Source organism: Nicoletella semolina (genome assembly GCF_004345745.1).
GTDB classification, from domain to species: Bacteria; Pseudomonadota; Gammaproteobacteria; order Enterobacterales; family Pasteurellaceae; genus Nicoletella; species Nicoletella semolina.
In genome coordinates this window covers 52,560-70,234 of record NZ_SLXJ01000002.1, presented here as the reverse complement: position 1 = coordinate 70,234, position 17,675 = coordinate 52,560, and the positions used below count along the sequence as shown (strand labels likewise).

Below are 17,675 nucleotides of genomic sequence, written 5' to 3'. Positions count from 1 at the left end.
TTCCTCCCATTTATAATCGATAGAGTACATTCAGCCCTTCAACGATGAGGAATACCGCTATCACTAATCGCCAAAGTTGAACGGGGAACGGACGAATGCGATAAATGCGATACATTAATCCTATCACCACTGCATACAAGAAAAGCCGCCAAGCAAACCAGCCATTGGCGGTTTCCTGCAGCCACTGTGTTAAATTAAGTCCTGGCATATAGGTAACCAATACCACGCCAAGTAAAAGCACACTTAAAAAGAGCAATACGCCGATTAAAAGTGCGGCCAATATTTTGCGTGTTTTTGAACGGGGTTTCATTGTGTGTCTCCTCCAAATAGCCCAGTCGGAATGGTTGGGGAAATCTCGAGTTTTTCACTCAACGCATAGGCAAACCAAAAGGCATCAATGTCATCGGCAACACTTAAAGAAAGCCGTGTGGCATTCATCTCGCTAACAAATTGATAATACCCACCAATATTGAGTAAAAGATAAGTGATCCCTTTCTCGCCAATCACCTTAATATGCCACGCACGTTGTTTGAACACACGATGCGGATACAAAATAAACTGTTGTACATTCCCTACTCTTGCTAAAATCTGCTTACAAAGCCGCTCTAAATCTTGCAAAACTGGCTCAAGATTAAAAGGACGAATAATTGGGTCAGCTTGAAATAAGAGGCCGACACGACTTGTCTTAGGTTGGCTCATCAGTAATTCCTCTTGCTTTATCAATCTGTTTTGCCATTATCAGGGCTGCATCAAGTTCACTGCACTGATGCTCAGCCATAATGGCTCGGCGTTGTGCTTTCTCGTGTTTTTCTGTCATACCCAGAGCCAAATAAATACTCGGTGGCACGACACGGAATAAAGCTTCCATATTCGTTGCCAGCACCACTCCTTCGGTATATTTTTTATCGGCTTTTTTCGCAGACAGCAGCATCAATTTTTGTGCTTCAGAAAGACGACGAAAACGGTTCACTTCTTCGATCTCATCATTGGTGAGATTCAGCAACTCCCACCATTCAATCATACTGAGCAATTTCGCTGCCTCTTTCGGAAAATCCTCCATATTTTGCGTAGCCAGCCACAACCAAATGCCCAATTTTCGCCACATTTTTGACCCTTTTACCAAGAATTTAGCAAGCAAGGGATTGACGGTGATAATATGGGATTCATCGGTAATATTGACGATAGGGCGAAAACTGTGCTGGTATTTTTCCCCAAGGCTATTGATATGGTTGATTAAGGATATATACGCAATGGAAAGCTCGGCTTCATAGCCTTCACGGGCAAACATCGCTAAATCCACAAGGGTGATGTCTGCCTCTGGCCAAATTTCCCCTTCACGGTTAAAAAACTTCCCATTAATTCCCGTACAAAACATATCCATCGCTTCTGCCATTTCAGCCAATCTTGCACGTCGTTCTTCTCGAGTATCGGGGTGTTGACTCAACGCCTCTAAAGCATCGCGAATATCACCAGCTAGGGTTTGTCGCCCCGCAGCATAGGTTTTTTCGGCGGCCATCATAATGGCACGACGGATTTGGGCTCGGTCGGCACGACTCATTTTGTCATCTTCTTTCATCTCGCCGCCCGTGATCATTAAGCGTGTGGTCAATTCCATTTCAGCTAATAAATCACGTTGCTCACTGCCCTCTTCATCGTCCTCTTCCTCATCAATAACCGCCTCAACATCGACGTTCATTTCGAGGAGTTTATGGGCTTCGGAAAAAAGCGGTAAAGCAATATCACTGCTCGGCTCAAGGGATATACGGTTGACCGTTAAACCATAACGTTGGGCGTAATCGGCAAATAAGCCAAAGGAGTTTCCTGCCTCAACCACAAAGAGACGTGGTCGATGTACTGCCATCAGTTGTGCCATTTGAGCATTCAATGTGGCTGATTTGCCCGACCCTGTTGGCCCCAACAGCAATTTATGGGCATTTTTGGCTCTGTCTTTCGGATTAATGGGATCAAAATCCAGGGGGGAACCACCGCGATTAAAATAGGTAATGCCAGGGTGTCCCGTGCCTGTTTCACGCCCAAAGACAGGCAACATGTTAGCGAGGTGCTGCACAAAATAATACTTGGTATAGTAATGGGTTTTCATATCCAACTGCGGATTGAAATTCATTGGCAACCAACGGAGATAACTGTTCAACGGCGCAATTTCAGCATTTTCTTTGACAGGCACAAGATTGTTACTCAGTAAAATGGTTCGAAGTTCACGAGAACGTCGTTTGAGCTCTTTTTCATCTTTACCATGAAGATAAAACGCTAGACTTGCTTGATAGAGCTTGTGGCCATCTTTGAGGTATTCCATCACGGTTTTGACATCTTGTTTCAGGTAAATCGATTCATAATTTTCGCCTACCGCACGGCTGCTGATTCGTTCAAGATGGGCTTCTAATTTGTCTTGAGGATATACCACAATGGTTGTCACCATAATGGTCGATTCAGGCAACAAGTCAAATAAGGCATTAATATTCTTACCACGCCGAACCTCACCTGTGAAATGCCCGATGGCTGGGGTATTTCTTAGGTTGTCAACAACCACCACTTCGTGGGGTAGCCCATCAAAATACCAATAATCCTGTTTGCTTTCAGGCTGGTTATAAAAGAGATTTTCAGAAAAATCTTGCCCAACAAACGGCAGATCATCGCTTGTTGGTTGATGCAGTTTGTCATAGCAGCTGCCATTATCGAGATCAAACGCCATCGCAGGATTGGGGTTAAACCAACGGAGTAACCATTGATGAATTTGCTCGCCTGTTTGGCGTGTTAAATGAAGGCCTGCAGTCGTCAATGCCCCAACCACCCGCTCACAGGCATTATTTAAACTTTCTACCGCACTTTGTTCTTCATTTTTTCCCACATAACGGTAAATGACCATTCGCGTACGGCGAATACGCCCAGACCAGAGCGTATTAGTAATGCGATCATCAACAAATAATCCCCCTGGCTTGCTGATATCCTTTAAATGCTTCGCCGTATTTTTCAGCCATTCTTGCGTGAACGCACTTTGTTGAATTTCAGGGGCAATATAGGCTTTCAGGCTTTCCACATAAGGGCGTAAATCTTGTTCATCTTGACAATAAAACTGCACAACGTACGGGTAATTATCTAATTCATCAAAACTGTCTTGCAGTGCGTCTTTAACAAGGCTGCGTACACGACTTAAATAGTCCTCGCCACGCCCTTCCGTACCAATAGGTTTAACATCAAATACCACACCAACACTGCGTACATCATCTAATAACATCACGCCTTCTTGTTCTAAAAATTCGCCCCACGGCAAATAATCTACAAAAGAGGGCTGCTTGCTATATAGTCGCTGATGATGTGCCGCTTGGGTTAATTTTCCACTCCGCTTCACAGTGTGAGGCACGGAAAGCTCAGATGCAGGCTCAACTGAATGCGTTTCTTTCTCAACGTTTTTTTCTACGCAATTGCTTTTTTCTGGACGAGACGCCACCTTATCAGGAAAAAAGGACGCCAATACCTCTGAAAACACGCCCATTATAACCCCCTTGTCCGTTCGCCTGGTTGTGCGTACTGTACGCGACTATAAAAGGGGATCACCGTGGAATACCCTGGGATCGGCATTGGCTCACCTGATGCCGATAAATGAGGATACACATACATAATTAAATCTGGATTAGGGAGCTTGGGAAAAAGGTTTTTAATTTCATTTTCTGCCGTGCGAGTATAATCCCGTTGTTCTTTAAATTCGATATAATTGACAGGATCAAGCTGACGGTTATTGCTATCGCGATAAACCTGTAACTGTGCGCCACTGCCCCCTTTATTCCAAATCGCCTGCATCGTTTCCTCACCCGTTGGCAATAAGGCTTTCTGTGAGGTTGAGCACGCAGACAATACACAAAACGTAATAAGTGCGGTAAAAATTTGTCTTCTTTTCATAGCAAATTCCTTAATTGAAGTCTTAATCAAGCTGAGTGGAACGAGAAAATTGGGCATATTTCACTTTACGTCCGTTGAGGTCGTAATCAATGTCAATGGCTTTATCAATGTGGATCGCAATAGGGTGGCCAGGTGGCACATAAATGGCATCAAAATTCTGCCCATAACGCTCTTTAAACCAATTTGCGGTTTCTTGAATACCTTGCCCAAGTGCTTGCCCGACCACATATTTGCCTTGTTGCCCTGTTACTGCACCGACAACCGTGTTGCCATCAACTACTGTCGTGGTTTGGGCTTGTGAGTAACCTTGTGCGGCAGCACCTGCGGCAGCCAACAAGAAATGCGTGCCTAAATATTCAGGGGCATTGGTTTTTCGCTCCCCAGGAATGCAAGGGATACCGTGTGGATCGGATAACCAGCCAATGTTTTCATCCCCTTTGCCAAGGTTGCCATGGGTAACAATCCGTCCATCACTAAATACAAACGTCAGACTTTTTACCTTACCACGCACACAAGATAAGGTCCAATCCCCTGTTGCCGTCCCTGACACAATAGCTTGTTCGATGTCAGGCAGTTCAATCCCATTGGCAATTAAATTATCCCGTCCAATAATGGCTTTAAACGGGTAAGGGTCATTTACTGAATTACCAATTGGGATACGCCCTAATAAGGCGGTCATTGACGTTGAGCCCATCAACGTTGAATTTTCAGGGATCGTGTAAACCGCAATTTTATTTTTTTGTTTCCCACTCGATGAGCTTGAAGAGGTTGTGCCACGGTCATTCTCATCACTGCCTGAAATAAAAGGTAATCCCTTTTTACCCGATGTGGTATTGGATACGTTAAGGTTTGGGAAGCCAATTTTAGCAGGGTTACGTTCATCTTCGATTTGATCATCAGGATTAACCCATTCAACGCGCTGTCCGTTTTCCGCTGTCCCCGTTCCCCCTTGACCATTTCCGATAGGAAGCGGAGTATCCTCCTCAACGCCAATCCCATTGGTTGTATTGCCCTGATAAGTGCTTGACTCATTAGAGGACGTGCGACCTTGAACTAACTGCGACATTTCTTCGCGAAGTATCGCCACCATATTTTGTAGCTCTCGCGTTTTGCTTTGTACCGCCTCATCAACTTGTTGCTGCACATCTTGCTCACGTTTACGCAAGGTTTCATTTTCTTTGAGGATTTTTTCATTTTGCGAGATTACTTTCTCATAACGACGGTTACTTTCTTTCGCCGCCCCAATTAACGTGCGTACCGTGTCATTTTTGGTATCCCCCTCTAAACCCAATTGACGGATTTCTTCAGGGGTCAGATCTTTAAGTGCGGTATCCAACACACTGGGTTTTGTGCTTGAAGACGATGACGAACCACTAAATAAGAGATAGGATACACCACCGACCATAAGGAAAATAATCGCACCAATGACAATAAACATCTTATTGGCTTTCATTCTGTGCCTCCTTCACTGTTGCAGAGCGAGTTTGCTCAATCACTTTTTTCACCACAATTTTGGTGCGTTTGACTTTTTTCGGTGGCGCATATTTTTTCGATTCAGGAATGATAGCTTGATTTGGTCGCCCTTCCGTGACCAAATAAAGGGTTGTTGTATCTTCCGTTGAACCGCTACCTCCCAACCAATGATGTTGAAAAGTCGCCGCATAAAAACGCCCTTGCAGCTCACGCGGGTCGAGGTCAAGGCGTGAGGCGCCTTTATTTTGTAGGCGAATGGCGGTGACCACATAATCCCCTAATTGCCAGCTCATTAATGGCGTTGCAGTGATGGGTAATGCAGGTAATAACGTGGTGATTTTTGACGGCAAGCCGTGTGCAATTTGGCGAATACCTGGAACGGATTCAACCGTACGCAATGGGGCATAAAGCATCTGGGCGGCATAACGGGTCAGGGCAGCAGGTACAGGTAATTGAGGGGAGGCTAAGGCCTGTTCTTCTCCCTCTTCATCTTGATTTAGACTGCCTGATTGATTTTCTACTTTTCCCTCATAAAGTAAGCGAACGGTTTCTTGAGGATTGGCCACCTTTTCTTTTGCGGTAATATCTAGCAAAATAATTTCGTTGGTCAGCATATCTTTGAGCTGTAACCGTGCGGTAGGAAAGGGTTCTAAGGCTTTAAGATACACCGCCCCACCTGTGGATTGTAAACGGATTTTCCCCTCTAAGGCTTTTGGATAGCCCACTTTGACGTTTTTATCGACCAAAATGACCCGTTCTTTCTCCACCTGCAAATCAATCGGCAAAGGAAGACGCTGCCACTTCATTAAAAGCTCGGCTTGGGCATTCAATGCGATAACGGCACAAAGTGCGGTCAAATTTCGTAAGGTTTTTCGCTTCATTTATTTTTTCTCCCCACTCTCACTTGCCTCTAAACGTAAGGGTATGGAGGCATAACAGTTAAAACCTAATCCCCAAGGATTACGCTGTGAATCAATATCCATTCGCACAATACTGATAGGGAAACGGGTTAAAACACGTTTGACAGGTTCGTCTTTGTAATACTCATCGACACTTAAATCCAAATTCACCGTCCAGCTATCTCGGCTATGGACAATCACGCGATCATCACTAAATCCCCGTCCTGGGATTTCATACACGCCACGCACACGATCACGCAATTCACTATGACGTTGGCGATCCTCATAATCTTGTTGCAAAAAGGCTTCACAAGAGGGGGTTAAAAAAGGCTTAAGTGCTTCAATGTTTTTTTCGTAATCTTGAGTCCCATCAAGTGTCCAACGATTAAGTTGCTGAAAGGTTTGATAGGCAAAGGCATAGACGGTTGATGTTGGCACTTCCCACCAAGGTCGCTGGCTGCCAGCCCTTAAATCAGGGGGAAGTAAGATTTTCAAGGTACTTGGGAAGGTGTAAATAATAAACATTAAGGCAAAACAAATAAGGGTGATGCAAACGATCGCAATCTTGGCGACGGTTAATTGGCGATCTTTATGATTCAGTTCACTTTTCAATCTACTCATTTAGAACAGTCCTCTTGAAGAACGACGAGTGGCCCAAAAGCCGACACGCCGAATAAATTTATTGCCGCCTAAAAGCGAATCCATGCGTTCTTCAATCAGACGGTTTAAATAGGCTTCAGGCTTTCCCCGCTTTAAGCGTGCGAACAGCACTTTGCCAATCAGTACAAAAATAATGCACATCAACATCGCAAAAGCAGGGGCGAGAATCCAAGATGCACCTATCGCCCACAGCATAATGCCAATCACCAACCCAACCCCAAATCCGATCGCTGCGGCAATACCAAATTCAGGCACTGTCATCCCACCGTACACGGTCGCTTCTCGATTAAGTCGGGTGGGTAAAAATTGAATGTTGTCTTGATGTGACATAACTTATCCTGTGAACGAAAAAGATTAAAACAAACCAATCGCCATTTTTACGAGCCAGAGGGTGAAGAAAATCATCACAAACCCTACAATCAATGCAATAATGAAAGGTGTCCAACCTTTTTTGTCTCCTTCTTCCGTTGCTTGGTTATAGGTCTTAATTAAGGATTTTGCTACAACCAAAATACATAATGCTGCAATACAGACTGCCGCAATCACTGCAACACCTTTGAATACAATCCAAACTATTTCAAGGGGATCTGTCGTATTACTATCAATGCCAGGAATTTTAAAATCAGGAATTTTGGATGCGTCAGGTCCTGCGGCTAAGGCGTTTTGCACTGCCCCAAAACACAGAACTGAAAAAGCCAAATAACGCTGTGCACCCCATTGCCAAGTGCGTTTTACTTGCTGAAAAAAAGAATGGAAAAGAGTCATAATTACCTCTCAGAAACGAAAAATAGCACGACAACAATTAACACTGCTGCCCCTTTCAGAATCAATTTTAAGTAGTCAAAGAGATCTCCCTTAAACCCACTAAATAACCCGCTATAACCTTTTTTCATTGCCCACACATAAGCAAACAGCAACAATGCCACGAAAATAATCGCAAAGAAGGCACGAAGCTCTGTGGCATTTAAGCCACTGGCAATTTCAAAGGCCTTAAGCGGGGTATAATCACTTGCCATACTGTCCTCCTTAATGTCTTAATTTGGTGTAATCTTCTTGCAAGCGACGAGAGGCGTTGGGATCGCGAGGAATGGCACGTGTTGGATTGATATATTGATTAATGCCACTTTTAATCGCATTAATATCTCGACGTGCAGCTTGATAATCAAAATATTCACGGTTTTTCTCCGAGGTCTGAGCCAGAACCTCCGCACGCGTAAGCGAATGCTGAGCGGCTTCAAGTTGCTTGATAGCCTGAGCTAACTGGGCATTTTCGGAAGCCTGTACAGTCAATACCATCATAGACACAGAGACGGTGAGTAAAACCTTTTTTCCTAACGTATTCATCGACAACTCCTTAACTTAAATTGACTCGGGTTAAGGTTGCCAAAAACACAATGGGAATTTAATGAGAAATTCTATTCAGAATTGAGAGAGTTTTTAGGAAAAAAATTAAAGATATATAGGTTATTGTTATGTTATTATTACATCATATAAGAATAGAATAATGGGTATGTGCATTTATGAACAAGATTGTTTTTTTAGATGAATTTCACCTCGTTAATAAATCCCGTCACTTTCGTATAGCTTGGCTAGAAACTGAGATACAGAAAATCAAAACAGGGGTTACGAGAGCAAGTTCACAGAAAATACTAAATGATATTCTCTCACAATATGAAACCGAACTTTCTGATTTAACGAACTCATCTATCAAGGAAACACCGTTTCGCTAAAATTCAACAGTGAGTATATTTCAAAACGGGGACAGAAAATGCAATCCTAACGCCAACATACCTCCTCCTAACATAAAATAAACACCGCTCCAAAGGTATTGACGAGTCTCTCGAAAGAGATGCGTAATCCCTACAAACATATTCATACATTTTGAAGGAAATCTTGGCTATTTCCTTCAAACTTCATTCTATGCAGTGCGAGGTTATAAATATTTTTTAAAGCTCGCTGCCGTAATACAAATGGATAAACCAAATAAAAAGGCGGCTGGAATTAAAATAATATTCGGGTAAACAGAAACAGGAATGGACAAATAAAGTACCCAAGAACCTATCATCACAGGCTTAATGTAGCGTCTTGCATGGTGATACAAAAAACTTGATTCTCGTCCTGAGCCAAATTTACGCAAATCACGCATCATTAACCCCTCCGTAAAGCCCGCAAAGGCAGCTAATAAAAACAACGGGCTGGTAAAAATAATCACAATCAACCGCACAACAAAGGTAATCGACACATAAATAATGGACTCTAAATAGGCTCGCGTATAATGGTAAATCAGGTATTCCCAATCACTGTGTTTGTTGGGCGACTGTAACCAAGATTGAAACCCTGTTTTCACAAACAGCCAATCGTGCACAGTTAAGGTGAGCGTATTGGCAAGTTCACTGGGTGAATAACTAAAGAGGCTGCGTGTTGCACTTTCTGAAATCCAGCCTAATTCCTGAATCATCATCGCTTGGCTATGCAGATGACCTTGTTCAGGCCAAATAAAGGCAATCCCTAACCATTCAAAGAGAATGCTTAATAATAGGGAGATAAACAATGCAGCCAATAAGGCTGAAACTGTATGACAAGGCCCCTTTTTCTTGCTTGAACTTGAGGTTTGTTCACTCACTGAAGTGCTTCCTTATACGATAACTGACAGTGAATAAGGACGTAACCTTGCTCATTTTTCGTTGACACTAAATAAAAGCAGGTTCGTTGTTTTGCAATATCTTCTTCGCGTAAAGGAACATCACTGGCTGTCCACAGTGAGATGCCCTCATCGGCATACTTTGTGGCAAATTGATGTACGGAATCTTGGCTTTCGACCCATTTATTTAAATAGGGCTCGAGATAAAAAAGCAACGCTTCGGCATTTGGTAGCCCACTTGACACCGCAAAATTCGCTTCAAAATTAATATATTGATTCGGTAAATCAAGCACATTGGTTTCATTTTCAAACATCATTCTTCTCCTATATCATCATCGGTATCCACTTGACTAATGGCATCACTTTCCTCTTCGGGCATATCAATATCGCTCCCCCAATCCACCTCTACCTTGGCAATGCGTTCTTCTGCAATCATCTCTTCAAATGAACTCGCAATATCTTTTGAAGGGGTATATTCCTTAAACGCAGGCTCCCACCAATTTGTCGCCACATGGTAATGCTTTTGCATTTTCTCCAATAGTTCCTGCATTGAGGCTGGAATTACATCGTTTTTATCAATGGCAGGCAACGGCATTCGCACTTTATATAACGTACTCCCGTTCATCAGAATAAATGCCTGTCCTTTAGGGAGGTTAGTGACATTTGCCACATCTAATAACGGCACTTCTTTTTGTGAAATCCGCTCTCCTGTATTGGAGGTAAAGGCTTTGTCATCATCAGGATTACTTGAGTCGGTCACACTTGAGGTAACCATACTCTGTAAAATCGTCACCCGATGCAGTTGATCGGTAAGCAATTTTGCGGTTGCAGGCGATTTAACCCGAAACATAATCAAGGTATTAAAGTTCCCAATAGTTTGCTCTGCTTTGGCACGATTGCCTAAACGGGCTTCAATATCAGCAATGGTTTGGGTATAGGCAGTCACTTGCATTCCTGCCCCACGTCCTTTATTGATAAGGGGGATAAATTCGTCACCCATTAGCTCATTAAACTCATCGCAATGTAAATTGATTTTTACAGGTTTATTTGGACCGCCAAATGCCTCAGGTAATCCTTCATTTACACCGTGCTTATAAATATGTCCAGCCATTGAAACGAGATCGGCAAACATACTATTACCTACCGCCGCTGCAACCGTGGCATCAGAAAGTGCATCAAGCCCAACATACACAATGCCCCGTTTACGGATCACCTCTTCCCAATCAAAAATTGGTCGTTCATCATTCACATCCGTATAGTCTGGCGATAATAACTCTTCGATTTTCCCCGTGGTCAATTTTTCCAAGAGCGGTAATAATGACGCCACAATTTTATCAAAATAGGTTTTATCATAACGTACCGCCGTCGCCAATCCTTCAAGCACAGGATCGAAGATTTTATTTTCCAAAATATATTGATTGATCACCCAAATCAGTGGGCGGTCTTTCATACCAAAGGATAAATTTTTTACATCAACGCCTGCGGCAATGCTTAATAGCTGTGGCCAAAGTGCAGGATCACGGGTATCAAAATAGGTTTTCGCATAATTAAGAAACAGAGAATCAATATTTTGTACAAAACGAGAGATTTGCGAATAATTTGGACGCTCCCCCATTTCAACCAAGGCTCTTGCCACAATATTGACAAAACGCCAAGCAAATTCTTTAAAGGCGGCAGAATTGCCCGCCCCACTTAACTGCCCTGAAATCCGCCCTGCAACCTCTGAAACACGCCCAAAGCGTCCAATCGGGTTATAGCGTGCTGAACGTTCAGGATAGCCCAAATGGAACATATAAAATTCCTTATCACGCCCAGCCCGTTTCGCTTCGGCATACATCCGTTTTAACATATCGGGATCGCCTTTGGGATCAAAAAAGACAACCACTTCACGCTCGGCTTGCGTTTTTCCTCGATGAATATCTTGCGTAACAAGGACCTCAGCAAAACGGGTTTTCCCTACCCCCGTCGTGCCAAAAACTGCTGTATGCCCACCGCGTGAATTTAACGGCTGCATCACATCAATTTCATTGACTTCAATCCCGTGAATTGCGGGGATCCCCTCAACAGGCGGTAAGGGTCTGACGGGATTAAAAGGAGAATCTGAGGTGGTGAACTTGGTGATCACATTATCGTGATGTTTTTCATATTCTCTAGCACGCAGAAAGAGTTTAGATGGGCGAAGGTATTTTTTTCCCTCTGCTGAAAAGCAATCATACAATCGCTGAGTATGTTCAGGTTGCCATTCAAACCCGCGCCCCAGAAATAAAAATTTCTGGCTAACAGGAATTTGACGACTGGTTAACGCATAATAAGGCAATCGCTTTAAATTCCGATGGTAACGCACAATACGCCACCCTTGTCGAAAGCGAAAATAACTGATCCCGCCAAAGCCTGCGGCAAGCCCATAGCCAATCATCGGATTTAAGGCAAGAGACCAAGGTGCTACCGCACAAATATAGGCACAAGCAGCATGAGCCGCAGCGGGATAAAATTCCACAGGGGGACGCAGTAGCCCTTCTAATAAATACTTCGATGCCATTATTGTGATACTCCTGTTTCAGTGATCAGTGCAGGATAATGATTCAGCTTCAAACGGCGGCTTAAATCGTCCGCACTGGTTGGTAATAATGGCAAATTTGGGGCAAGCTCGCGTAGTGCGGTCAATTCCTCAAGGGTTGCCACATTCACCACTAATCCCACTGCTTGATTGGCTAATAATACGTCATAATGTTGTTTAAGCCATTGACGAGATAAGTTATCGACGCCGACTAAAAACAGTGGCGACATTCCTGTCAAGTCAAGGGCTATTGGATTAACTTTGCCAGGGGTTAAACGATGGGAAACCACAGGGAGCATATCGGCCTCACTAATGGTATCAGGGATTGCATTCGGGAAATGGGCGGTATTTTCATCCGCCTCAGGCTGAATTCCTTCATAAAAACGCACCGCACTTTCACCCCCTAAATCGGCAATGACGGGCAGTTCTGCCGAAACAGGACTTACGCCTAAAAGCATCATTCCCCAAAAGACTAAACTTAATCGGGTCATTTATCTTCTCCCATGAAAGAAATAAATCACGCCACCTATTAAACCTAATATTGAGCCTATATAGACTGAAGGAACAAATAGCTCAAGTAGCTCAAGGAGAGTATTAAGAGCTAACAAGATATTAGCCAGCTGCTCTCTTGTTTCCTGTGAGTAGAAAAAATAACCATAAAAACCCAATACACAACTCCCTGTTATTAAAAGGAAGTTTATAGAGACCAAAATGAATGAAATAAAGCGTTTCATTTATTTTCTCCTTATATAAAGAAAACGGATGGCATAAACGACTATTGCAAAATGCACACCAATGAGTAATGCAATTTGATAAATCTGATTAAATAAGGCTTGATAGGCTAAAGGATAACCTTGCAATCTGGCTAATTGGGCTATCGTTGTCTCAAAATGAGCGGGTGAGAAAAAATACAGCCATACACAACCATAAACGACAAGAAAACAAACCCCAACGCTGAAAATAAATTTGATAATGGCAGTCATTCTTTTATTCATCATTTTTCAAATCTCGCCATTTTTCTTCTATGTTGATAATGTATTTAAAAAATCTAAATACATACATAAATATTGTGATGGATAAACATAAATAAAAACTCTCAGCCAATATATCCATTATTATGGCCTCTAAGTCATTTGATGAATCAATGGTAATTGGCAAGCTCTGAATAAGTCGTCCACATAATAAAATAAAGGCAAATGCTAATGTATTAAAAGCAATGACCAAAATACATTTCAGGAATATACAAATTGCAAAAAATGTGCTTACATAAGGCGTTAATCGCCAATTAAATAAATATCCTTGAATATCTGCCCTCACAGCATCAATAATATATTTCATCATATTTTTCTCCTATTTTGGCTCAACCCAAACAAGCGGTGTACTTTGTGGTTCAACCCAAAAAATATCTTGATTTTGCACCGCACTTTTAGACACAACCCAAGCATAATTCTGTTCGTTTAAATGGATTTGGTTATTGGCAATTTGTTTATGCACTCGATAACGCTGGCCTTGATAAACCAAAAATTGTGTCACTGACATTCCCTTACGCATTCCATTACGACGCATATTGCGGATATCTTCGTTATTCGCACGTCCTAATAAAGCGCGATGTAACCCTTCTAAACCAATGTTATGAGCAAGATAAAGATGCTCATCAGTAGGCTTTATGCCTCGTTGTGCAAATTGTTCCAGATGCCAACGGACCAATAGTGCCGTGGCATAGGTATTAGTGCGATGATGACGGCGAGGATCGGATGCGGTACCTCGATTTGAGGATGTAATTAATCTCATGCCAAGCGCTTTCCCTCGCGCTGTCTGCGCTAACCAATTCCATGTTTTTTGCGTAAACTGCCCAACGCCTAATGCACCTGTAGGAGAGCGTTTTCCATACCAACCATCTTCCATCTTCACCAAACCTCTTAACATCTCCTCGCTCACTTGATAGTATCGTGCTGCATTATGAATATCTTGATCTATATCTCGACCAAAACTAAACGCCTGTGCTGAAACCGTACAGGTACTCAATAGAAAAATACCCACTAATAAACGAGTGATTGCCATTGTCCGTCCTGTTGAATTTGAAACGCAGCAGGTATTTTGCCTTTCCCATACTGCAGCCAATACCCTTTATCGTGGTTTAAGGTAATTAAACGTTTTTGTACTTTAATTGGATCAATTTGATGCTTCTTCGCCCACTCACGAATCGCCTTATCATTGCTGCCAACAACATAAATATCAACAGGGGTACTATTGCCTACATGAGAAAGAATACGGCTCACATCAATCTCACATTTGGCACAATTATCTAAACGAGTAAAATAAATCACCCGTCCAGCGGATTGAGAAATATGAGGTTCAACCTCAAAAGGTAATTCATTCGGATAAAGCTTGGCAAAGGCTTTATCGTAAGCTCGCTGGAAGGCTAGCTCTCGCTCAATCCGTTCATACATCTTGCGCACCAACATTTCGGCATACCGATTGCGGTCTGCCTCCGTTTTCGCCTCAATGCCCAACGTAGTTAATGGATCAAGATTCGGCGACCATACTCCACGTTCACCTTTTTTTAATTGAAGGTAACGTAGCCATTCTTCCGTCGTTAATCCCCATTCTTGGGCGTTTTGTTGTAGTGCTGATTGAGTCAGCGTGTTTGTATCCAACTGTTTTTCAAGCGTTGTCGTCTGATTTGACGTTGCTGAAAGTAAAGGCGAGTTACGGCTTAAAGTATCAGCATTCCCATTCAATGAAACGAACAACCCTAACAGCGATAAACCAACCCACGGGGCAACCTTATTCATTGATCACCTCGGTTTCGGTTGTGGTTAAAATAATTTCTATACGTTTTTGTTCAATATTAATCGGCGTTTCACGCGGTTTGAAACAGACGGTACGCGTAATATCATTTAACGTAACATAATAGGCAGGCCCTGCCAGCATTTGGAGGGCTTCACGAAGTTTAATCGGACCAAATTGCTGATGAATTTTAGGTAGTGGCAGAGAAAAAAGTGCGGTAGTTTGATTTAGTGAAGAACCAAGACAAAGACGTAACCCTGTCCCCGATAGCGTTGTTTTTAATCCTTGCTCAACAGTTGTTATGCTCCCCCCTTTTCGTTTTGGCTTCATATTTACCGTAACCATTTGCTCTAATAAATACTTTTGTCCTTCTTCAGGTGAGGTGTTCACCAGGGTATAACGACCTTGACGGATGATTTGGGTTTTCGATTCATCTAAGCCTTGATAAATATCTGGCACAATAACTTGCTCAAACTTCGCTGAAGGTTGAAAGGCATTCTGTTCAATAACGACTTCTGTAACAGGCAAGGGCTGCGTTTCAACGGTAGCAGACAAATCTTGTTGTGGGCGTTGAACACAGCCGATTATTGTCGCACTCACACACCCTACGATTAAAAGTGAAAAAGCGGATTTTTTCATTATTCTTCTCCAAGGCATAAATTGATAAATTGTGGCTTTACTATGGAGAAGATAAGGCAGAAGTGGAATGATTTATTATTTACAGAACATAAATAAAAAACCCATTTATTAAAAAATAAATGGGCTTAGGAATAAGTAAAATAAATATCAACGATACGTTGATATCAGTGCAATGTGGACTTAATTTCTTCCACTTTTGCCATAAACGCATCAAGCGTGTTAATCGCTTCACCATCAATGCAAAAATGGCTATCAAAGTCATTCACAAAGGTGAACACCTTAACCCGCTCATTGTCCTCCTCTAAACCAATATGCTCAAAGAAGAGACTTTCGAGCCGTCCAATAACCAGGCTTTGGTAAATATTACCAAGGTGAGGAATTTCCTTACAACCTCGAGCAATCTCCCAAACCTCGTCATCTTCAATGCTGACATCAAAATGAAAGAGAATATCTTCCCAACCTGCTAAATTTTCACTCACCCCGCCCATATAAAGCCGTGGTATCGTGTTATAGGTTTTTTGATAATACATTCGCGTTTCTCCTTAAAAGATAAAATTCAGGGAAACGCCCCCAAAGGGAATGTTTCCCTTTGGGGTTGAATATTATTGCAATTATTGATTTGCTAAGGTATGTAAAATAGCACGTCCTTTTTCCTGCTGAATAATTACAAGTGCATCATTCAACAAAAAATGGATTTGCTTTTTCCACTGTTGTAATAACTCCCACGGATTTTGTGGTACTTCAGCAAAACCACGTTGTTTCACAAGATCAATAACACATTGTGCTTTATGCATAATACTTTCAAGCTCAATGACTAAACTGTTAACCAAATAGGTTTTACCTGGCGAAGTAAAAGAGATATTACACATTTGTGCATTAATTTGTTCCATTGCCTCTAACGCCTGCTCTGAGATTAGTTGAAAATCCCAGTGCGTTGGTTTGAGCTCAAATGGACGCCCAAAGGCTAAAAGTGCATGGTTGCCATTTAACAATTGTTGACATTGTTGAATAAAGGCTTGGTTTTGCATTGTTTTTTGAAAACAAGCATGTTCTGGCTCAAACGCCTGAATACAGGCAAAATCCATACTCGTTGATTCATCATTTTCAATTTCACGTTGGCATTGTGATAATTGATGATAAAACCTTTTCACTGAGGACAGATGCGTCAATTCACTAACGCGATCGCAGAGTTTATAGGTTAAATAGATGAATCGTTGCTGAATATTTTTTACGGTTTCATCGTAAATTTGAGCAGCTTCCAAAACTTGGTTTACCGTTAATGTTGTCATGGTGTTTCTCCTTAATTGATAAAAAATGAAAGGGAAACGCCCCATAAGGGAATGTTTCCCCCTATGGGTGAATAAAGTGCGGTCAATTTTCACTGCACTTTTAACGTTAAAGATAAATGCAATTAGCCCCAAAGCTGCTGAGCTAGCTCAACTTTTTTCGCCAATTCATTAACTGTTTTTTTAGCATAAGTTAATGAATATCGACTCAAGCGTTTTTCTGGATTTTCTTTTAGTTCTTGATGCTTAGCTTTGGCTTTTTCCAACTCGAACTGAAAATACGCAAGACTTTCTGGCATAGATAAATCAATGACTTCTGCACGCTCTAGCCAATAAGGGATTTTGTCCTCATAGTGCTCGGCTTTTTGCATTTCTTCGACTGCTTTATCCATACGTTTAGCATTACGCCCAATTAAAGCACGATGTCGTCTTTCACTATGATGTCCCACTTTAATGGGTTCACCCAGGCTTAAAAACTCACGTCCTTCATTTGCCGCTTCACAATACTGTTCGCTACGCGTTTGTGCATTGTCTGCCACCGTTTGATAATGTGCAGCTTTTTTAAGTGCATAGGTCTGACGGTTTAATCCATCACAACGCACGAAAGAATAAAAATAGAAGTCATCTTGTTGCTTCACAAGGTTATAGATTTCTACTTCTGTTTCTTTGCCATATTTGCTCGTTAGTGTAATGGTTTCGCCTCGTTGATGAGGTTCAGCACATTTCGCCAAAAATACGTTTGGGACAAATTTTGCATAAGTGTTAAGTGACATAAGATATTCTCCTAATAAAACGGGGAATATCTGCCCACAAGG

At 42.2% G+C, this 17,675-nt stretch carries 25 protein-coding genes; 1 reads left to right on the top strand and 24 read right to left on the bottom strand.

The genetic code is table 11. From position 1 onward, the window contains the following. Positions 1-10: 10 nt before the first annotated feature. Genes EV693_RS01685 through EV693_RS01635 form a run of 11 tightly spaced genes read right to left on the bottom strand, consistent with a single transcriptional unit; the run spans position 11 to position 8,246 of the window. Entirely contained in the window at positions 11-310 is a 300-nt protein-coding gene (locus EV693_RS01685) for a hypothetical protein (RefSeq protein ID WP_132500668.1), read from the bottom strand. Continuing rightward, positions 307-699: a hypothetical protein gene (locus tag EV693_RS01680; RefSeq protein WP_132500667.1), complete on the bottom strand. Its 393-nt coding sequence runs from the start codon at positions 697-699 to the stop codon at positions 307-309. The genes EV693_RS01685 and EV693_RS01680 overlap by 4 nt, the downstream gene beginning before the upstream one ends. Continuing rightward, the gene (locus EV693_RS01675) at positions 686-3,511 is read right to left on the bottom strand and encodes a conjugative transfer ATPase (protein WP_132500666.1); all 2,826 of its coding nucleotides are present in this window, start codon (positions 3,509-3,511) and stop codon (positions 686-688) included. The genes EV693_RS01680 and EV693_RS01675 overlap by 14 nt, the downstream gene beginning before the upstream one ends. After that, a complete protein-coding gene (locus EV693_RS01670; RefSeq protein ID WP_132500665.1) occupies positions 3,511-3,915 on the bottom strand; it encodes a TIGR03751 family conjugal transfer lipoprotein in 405 nt (134 codons plus the stop codon). The genes EV693_RS01675 and EV693_RS01670 overlap by 1 nt, the downstream gene beginning before the upstream one ends. A 22-nt stretch (positions 3,916-3,937) precedes the next feature. After that, a complete protein-coding gene (locus tag EV693_RS01665) occupies positions 3,938-5,368 on the bottom strand; it encodes a TIGR03752 family integrating conjugative element protein (RefSeq protein ID WP_132500664.1) in 1,431 nt (476 codons plus the stop codon). Then, positions 5,355-6,269, bottom strand: a complete 915-nt coding sequence (locus tag EV693_RS01660) for a TIGR03749 family integrating conjugative element protein (RefSeq protein ID WP_132500663.1) — start codon at positions 6,267-6,269, stop codon at positions 5,355-5,357. The genes EV693_RS01665 and EV693_RS01660 overlap by 14 nt, the downstream gene beginning before the upstream one ends. After that, on the bottom strand, positions 6,270-6,908 hold the full coding sequence (locus EV693_RS01655) for a PFL_4703 family integrating conjugative element protein (RefSeq protein WP_065189262.1): 639 nt from the start codon (positions 6,906-6,908) through the stop codon (positions 6,270-6,272). It abuts the gene before it with no gap. Then, positions 6,909-7,277 (bottom strand): TIGR03750 family conjugal transfer protein, encoded by a 369-nt coding sequence (locus tag EV693_RS01650; RefSeq protein WP_132500662.1) that lies wholly within the window; start codon positions 7,275-7,277, stop codon positions 6,909-6,911. Positions 7,278-7,301: 24 nt separating this feature from the next. Next, entirely contained in the window at positions 7,302-7,712 is a 411-nt protein-coding gene (locus tag EV693_RS01645; RefSeq protein ID WP_132500661.1) for a DUF2976 domain-containing protein, read from the bottom strand. A gap of 2 nt (positions 7,713-7,714) precedes the next feature. Continuing rightward, positions 7,715-7,963, bottom strand: coding sequence for a DUF3262 family protein (locus tag EV693_RS01640; RefSeq protein WP_132500660.1), 249 nt, complete (start codon positions 7,961-7,963; stop codon positions 7,715-7,717). 10 nt (positions 7,964-7,973) lie between these two features. Continuing rightward, positions 7,974-8,246, bottom strand: coding sequence for an integrative conjugative element protein, RAQPRD family (locus EV693_RS01635; RefSeq protein WP_481850131.1), 273 nt, complete (start codon positions 8,244-8,246; stop codon positions 7,974-7,976). Between the two features lie 221 nt (positions 8,247-8,467). Between EV693_RS01635 and EV693_RS01630 the strand changes: the two genes are divergently transcribed. Then, positions 8,468-8,677: a hypothetical protein gene (locus tag EV693_RS01630; RefSeq protein WP_132500658.1), complete on the top strand. Its 210-nt coding sequence runs from the start codon at positions 8,468-8,470 to the stop codon at positions 8,675-8,677. 203 nt (positions 8,678-8,880) lie between these two features. Here the strand turns inward: EV693_RS01630 and EV693_RS01625 are convergent, their stop codons facing one another. The 13 genes from EV693_RS01625 to EV693_RS01565 all read right to left on the bottom strand — a co-directional run bounded on the left by EV693_RS01625 (position 8,881) and on the right by EV693_RS01565 (position 17,633). Next, on the bottom strand, positions 8,881-9,570 hold the full coding sequence (locus EV693_RS01625) for a TIGR03747 family integrating conjugative element membrane protein (protein ID WP_132500657.1): 690 nt from the start codon (positions 9,568-9,570) through the stop codon (positions 8,881-8,883). After that, entirely contained in the window at positions 9,567-9,905 is a 339-nt protein-coding gene (locus EV693_RS01620) for a hemophilus-specific protein (protein WP_132500656.1), read from the bottom strand. The genes EV693_RS01625 and EV693_RS01620 overlap by 4 nt, the downstream gene beginning before the upstream one ends. Continuing rightward, a complete protein-coding gene (gene traD / locus EV693_RS01615) occupies positions 9,902-12,127 on the bottom strand; it encodes a type IV conjugative transfer system coupling protein TraD (RefSeq protein WP_132500655.1) in 2,226 nt (741 codons plus the stop codon). Before traD ends, EV693_RS01620 begins: the two co-directional genes overlap by 4 nt. Continuing rightward, complete coding sequence (locus EV693_RS01610; protein WP_240763241.1) at positions 12,127-12,636, bottom strand: integrating conjugative element protein; 510 nt, start codon at positions 12,634-12,636, stop codon at positions 12,127-12,129. The genes traD and EV693_RS01610 overlap by 1 nt, the downstream gene beginning before the upstream one ends. Further along, complete coding sequence (locus EV693_RS01605) at positions 12,637-12,879, bottom strand: hypothetical protein (protein ID WP_065189253.1); 243 nt, start codon at positions 12,877-12,879, stop codon at positions 12,637-12,639. Continuing rightward, a complete protein-coding gene (locus EV693_RS01600) occupies positions 12,880-13,128 on the bottom strand; it encodes a hypothetical protein (RefSeq protein WP_132500654.1) in 249 nt (82 codons plus the stop codon). A gap of 4 nt (positions 13,129-13,132) precedes the next feature. Then, the gene (locus EV693_RS01595; protein WP_132500653.1) at positions 13,133-13,486 is read right to left on the bottom strand and encodes a hypothetical protein; all 354 of its coding nucleotides are present in this window, start codon (positions 13,484-13,486) and stop codon (positions 13,133-13,135) included. A 9-nt stretch (positions 13,487-13,495) separates the two neighbouring features. Further along, on the bottom strand, positions 13,496-14,206 hold the full coding sequence (locus tag EV693_RS01590) for a lysozyme family protein (protein WP_132500652.1): 711 nt from the start codon (positions 14,204-14,206) through the stop codon (positions 13,496-13,498). Beyond that, positions 14,185-14,940: a TIGR03759 family integrating conjugative element protein gene (locus EV693_RS01585; RefSeq protein ID WP_132500651.1), complete on the bottom strand. Its 756-nt coding sequence runs from the start codon at positions 14,938-14,940 to the stop codon at positions 14,185-14,187. Before EV693_RS01585 ends, EV693_RS01590 begins: the two co-directional genes overlap by 22 nt. Continuing rightward, the gene (gene pilL2, locus EV693_RS01580; protein ID WP_132500650.1) at positions 14,933-15,574 is read right to left on the bottom strand and encodes a PFGI-1 class ICE element type IV pilus protein PilL2; all 642 of its coding nucleotides are present in this window, start codon (positions 15,572-15,574) and stop codon (positions 14,933-14,935) included. Before pilL2 ends, EV693_RS01585 begins: the two co-directional genes overlap by 8 nt. A gap of 164 nt (positions 15,575-15,738) precedes the next feature. Next, complete coding sequence (locus EV693_RS01575) at positions 15,739-16,104, bottom strand: hypothetical protein (protein WP_132500649.1); 366 nt, start codon at positions 16,102-16,104, stop codon at positions 15,739-15,741. 81 nt (positions 16,105-16,185) lie between these two features. Beyond that, positions 16,186-16,863, bottom strand: coding sequence for a hypothetical protein (locus EV693_RS01570; RefSeq protein ID WP_132500648.1), 678 nt, complete (start codon positions 16,861-16,863; stop codon positions 16,186-16,188). 122 nt (positions 16,864-16,985) lie between these two features. Then, positions 16,986-17,633 (bottom strand): DUF3560 domain-containing protein, encoded by a 648-nt coding sequence (locus EV693_RS01565; protein ID WP_110478419.1) that lies wholly within the window; start codon positions 17,631-17,633, stop codon positions 16,986-16,988. Between the last annotated feature and the right edge of the window lie 42 nt (positions 17,634-17,675).